The 3,819-nt window shown below is 70.2% G+C and carries 5 protein-coding genes; 3 read left to right on the top strand and 2 right to left on the bottom strand.

The window, feature by feature from the left end; translation table 11 throughout:
• Together ACIRL2_RS51270 and ACIRL2_RS51265 are read right to left on the bottom strand one after the other, a co-directional pair.
• Nucleotides 1-542: HAMP domain-containing protein (locus ACIRL2_RS51270; RefSeq protein WP_402242685.1), on the bottom strand; the 542-nt coding region annotated here is incomplete at its 3' end.
• Nucleotides 539-1,192 (bottom strand): response regulator transcription factor, encoded by a 654-nt coding sequence (locus ACIRL2_RS51265; RefSeq protein WP_395873940.1) that lies wholly within the window; start codon nt 1,190-1,192, stop codon nt 539-541. The genes ACIRL2_RS51265 and ACIRL2_RS51270, both read right to left, overlap by 4 nt.
• A gap of 417 nt (nt 1,193-1,609) precedes the next feature.
• Between ACIRL2_RS51265 and ACIRL2_RS51260 the strand changes: the two genes are divergently transcribed.
• The 3 genes from ACIRL2_RS51260 to ACIRL2_RS51250 form a co-directional block, all read left to right on the top strand.
• On the top strand, nt 1,610-2,092 hold the full coding sequence (locus ACIRL2_RS51260; protein WP_402242681.1) for a hypothetical protein: 483 nt from the start codon (nt 1,610-1,612) through the stop codon (nt 2,090-2,092).
• A 10-nt stretch (nt 2,093-2,102) separates the two neighbouring features.
• Complete coding sequence (locus ACIRL2_RS51255) at nt 2,103-3,461, top strand: peptidoglycan-binding protein (protein ID WP_402242679.1); 1,359 nt, start codon at nt 2,103-2,105, stop codon at nt 3,459-3,461.
• Nucleotides 3,458-3,819 (top strand): ATP-binding cassette domain-containing protein (locus tag ACIRL2_RS51250; protein WP_402242676.1); only part of this gene is annotated, 362 nt, incomplete at its 3' end. The genes ACIRL2_RS51255 and ACIRL2_RS51250, both read left to right, overlap by 4 nt.

Raw genomic sequence — 3,819 nt, 5'->3', positions numbered from 1 at the left:
TCGGCGAGTTGCTTGAGTTCGTCGTCCGGGCCCGGCATCGCGATCCGCTCGTGCAGGTTGTGTTCGGACAACCGGCGTGCCGTCGCGGTGATCCCGTGGACCGGGCGCAACACCCGGCCGGACATCCACCAGCCGACCAGAATCGAGGCCGCGGCGAGCAGGAGCAGTGCGGCGCCGAGCACGGTGAGGAGTTGACTCATCGTCACGTTCTGGCCGGTGGTGGTGATCCGACGGATCGTCTCGGGCGGGATCAAGGTGACCTGGGCCGGCATCCCCGGCGCCGGGTATGCCGGCTGGGCCTGGCCGGTGATGGGCGCGGCCGGGCCGTAGACGGACGCGGAATCCGCCGCGACGGTCCTGGCCAGTGCGGTCGGCAGCCGCTGGGACAACCGCTGGTCGACGAACCAGTACACGATGCCCAGCAGCACCGTGCCGACGACGAGCGACATGCCGCCGTATAGGAGCGCGAGTCGGGCTCGAGCCGACGGGCGGCGGAACACGGCTTGGGAGAGCAGTCGAAGATCCCCTGCCCTGCCGCTCATATCAGGTATCCCGAGCCGGGCACGGTCCGGATGACCTGGGGATCGCCCAGTTTGGCGCGCAGTTTGGACATGGTCACCCGCACGGTGTTGGAGAAGGGGTCGATGTTCTCGTCCCAGACGCGTTCCAGCAGTTCCTCGGCGCTGACCACCGCGCCGTCGGCGGCCATCAGGGTGGCGAGCACGGCGAACTCCTTGTGCGCGAGGCGGACGTACTCGCCGTTGCGGGTGACCTGGCGGCGGGCGCTGTCCAGCACGATGCCGTGCTTCTCCAGCACCGGCGGGACGGCCGGGGTGGCGCGCCGGCCCAGGGCCTGGACGCGCGCCAGCAACTCGGCGAACTCGAACGGCTTGGGCAGGTAGTCGTCCGCGCCCAGGCGCAGCCCCGCGACCCGCTCGGGGACCGTACCGGCGGCGGTCAACATCAGGATGCGGGTGCGCAGTCGACCGGCCACGACCGCCTGGCAGACGTCGTCGCCGTGCGTGCCGGGCAGGTCGCGGTCAAGTACCAGGACGTCGTAGTCGTTGACCATCAGCCGCTCCAGCGCGCTGTCGCCGTCGTACGCGACATCCACCGCGATCGCCGCCCGGCGCAGTCCTCGGGCGATCAGATCGGCCAGTAGTTCCTCGTCCTCGGTCACCAGGACTCGCAAGGTCTCGTCGCTCCGCTTCGGCCAGGGGTGGGGGTGGGGATGGGCTGAGGTGGGTGGGGTGGGGTGGCGTACTCCACCGCCATGGATGGGGATGGGGCCAACCCCACCGTTTATACGCGAGCCCGTGTTAGCTCCGGATAACCAATTCGGGAGACGGCCCGGTAACGCGCTGCCGCGTAGACCTGCTGTCGCACCCCTCGACATCGACATCGGCACCGACGTTGGTGCCGACATCGACTTCGGCGCCGACATCGAGTCGACGACGAGATCGGTCGACGACGACGTCGGGGCGGGCATGACCACAGGCCCTACAAACAGGCGGGAGCGGCAGTGATGACGAGGTTTGGGCGCACAGGATCGGGAGGACCTCTGGCGCTGCGGTTGGCGGTTGGGGTGGTTCTGGCGAGTGGCCTCGCCTTGACCACGGCCGGGTGCGGTGACGACGGCGGCGGCTCGGCGAAGAACAAGGTGGCCTCGGGCGGCGGCGGCGCCGAGAAGGCCGGCGGCCAGTCGGATTCGGGCAAGAAGGGCGATGCCTCGGACCGCGAGCAGATGGTCAAGTTCGCGGGCTGTATGCGGGAGAACGGCATCGACATGCCGGATCCGGAGCCTGGGGAGGGCGGCGCGATGCGCGCGATGGGCGTCCCCGCGGACGGTGACATGTCCAAGACCGAGAACGCGCTCAAGGCGTGCGAGAAGTTCCAGCCGAAGAGCGACTTCGACCCCAACGACCCCAAGTTCAAGGAGTGGCAGGCCAAGAACGCGGAGTGCATGCGCGAGAACGGCGTCGACATGGGCGACGGCACGGGCATGGTGACGCTCGAAGCGGGTGACGAGAAGACCACCAAGGCGCTGGAAGTGTGCAACAAGAAGGTTCCGCCGTTCGAGAAGAAGAAGTAGGGGCGGCGACGTGGTTTCGATCGACACCCCACAGCACTACGAGTACGAGGACGGAGCCACGCCGGCCCCGGCGGAGCCGGACCGTTCGGCGTATCCGCGGGAGCGTCGGCGGCGCCGTCGGCGGCGGGCACTCGCGGCGGCCCTGGTGCTGGCCTCGGCGGGCGGTGCGGCGGCCGTTCTGTTCGCGGATGGAGGCGGTGACGCCGAGGCGTCCGCGAACCGCACCAAGCTGGACGCCGTGCCGGTGACTCGGGCGGATCTGGTGGATCGGCAGAATGTGGACGGCAGGCTTGGGTACGGCGGTACGTACACGGTGAACGCGGCCGCGCCCGGACCGGACAAGGAGACCCCGCCCCCGAGCGGCGGGAACAAGCCGCAGGGCGGCGGCACCCCACCACCGTCGCAGAACCCGGGTGGCGGCAATCAGCCCCAGGGTTCGGGTTCGGGCGGTGGGTCCGGTACGGGCGGAGGTTCCGGTCGGGGTGGTTCGCCGCCGGATGCCGGGAACGACGCGGGGCCCGGGACGATCACCTGGCTCCCGGGCGTGGGCGACACGTTGTCGCGCGGTGATCGGGTGTACGGGCGGGACGGGACGAAGGTGCCGTTGTTCTATGGCGAGACGCCGTTCTGGCGGGCGTTGTCCGTCGGTGTGGACAAGGGTGTGGACGTCCGCGAGTTGGAGCAGAACCTCCAGGCGTTGGGCTACGGCGGGTTCACCGTGGACGAGAGGTTCACCGACGCCACCGCCGGTGCGGTGAAGAAGTGGCAGAAGGACATGGGCCGCAAACAGACCGGCCGGTTCGATCCCGGTGACGCGGTCGTGCTGCCGGACTCGGTCCGGGTCGGCGAGGTCACCGGGTCACTCGGAGCGACCTCGCAGGGGCCGCTGTTCAAGGCGAGCGGCACCGGCCGCCGGGTCACCGTGAACCTGCCGGTCAACAAGCAGACCCTGGCGACCAAGGACGCCAAGGTCCGGGTCACGCTGCCCGGCGGGAGGACCGCGACCGGCACCGTCACCCGGGTCGGCACCGTGGCCGAGGAGGGCGAGCAGACCCCGGGGTCCCCGCCGGGCGGGGACAAGGCCACCATCCCGGTCGACATCGCGCTCGACCGGCCCGAGGACGCGGGCACCCTGGACGGCGCGCCGGTCACCGTCGGGTTCACCGGCAAGGAGCGCAAGGGCGTGCTCACCGTCCCGGTCAACGCGCTCCTCGCGCTCGCCGAGGGCGGCTACGGCGTCGAGGCCCTCGAACCGGACGGCGGCACCCGGCTGCTCGAGGTCGAACTCGGGATGTTCGCCGACGGGCGGGTCGAGGTGACCGGCGACGGCGTGATCGAGGGCCTGAAGGTCGGGGTGCCCAAGGCATGAGCATGAGGAGGCATCGCACAACGCCGCACACGACGACCGAACCGGAACCGCCAGGCGGTCACGGCACGGTACCGGTGATCGAACTCGAGCACGTCGGCCGGTCCCACCCCGGTGGCGTCCGTGCGTTGATCGACGCGAACCTGACGGTCGAGGCGGGCGAACTGCTCGCGGTGGTCGGACCGTCCGGGTCCGGGAAGTCGACCATGCTCCAGTTGATGGGCACCCTGGACCGGCCGACCGAGGGGGTGGTGCGCCTGCTCGGACACGACGTCGCGCGGCTGAGGGACCGTCAACTCTCCGGCGTGCGGGCCAACTGGATCGGCTTCGTGTTCCAGCAGTTCTTCCTCACCGAGCACTT

Origin of the sequence: Embleya sp. NPDC127516, from assembly GCF_044765325.1 — a bacterium.
Taxonomy (GTDB): Bacteria; Actinomycetota; Actinomycetes; order Streptomycetales; family Streptomycetaceae; genus Embleya.
Note: the sequence above shows the minus strand (reverse complement) of the source record. Positions and strands in the feature narration are given on the sequence as shown.